The following is a 246-nucleotide window of genomic DNA, read 5'->3' on the forward strand; positions in this document are numbered from 1 at the left end:
TTCGTGCGCGGCGCCGAGGAAGGCGACGTGCTCGAAGTGCGCATCATCGACGTGGCGCCGCGGCCCTGCGCCAATCCGAAATATTCCGGCAAGGCGTTCGGCAGCAACGCCGCCGCATCGTGGGGCTATCAATACAATGACCTGATCGATCCGCCGGCAAAACGCGAGACCATCACGATCTTCGAAACCGATGCGCAGGCCGAATGGGCGCGCGCGGGCTATTCCTATCGCTGGACGCCGCAGACC

1 pseudogene is annotated in these 246 nt (G+C 64.2%); it reads left to right on the top strand.

What is annotated here, in order from left to right:
* A pseudogene (locus FNJ47_RS47775) lies at positions 1-246 on the top strand (acetamidase/formamidase family protein); the annotation flags it as partial.

Source organism: Bradyrhizobium uaiense (assembly GCF_010811875.1).
Lineage (GTDB): Bacteria > Pseudomonadota > Alphaproteobacteria > Rhizobiales > Xanthobacteraceae > Bradyrhizobium > Bradyrhizobium uaiense.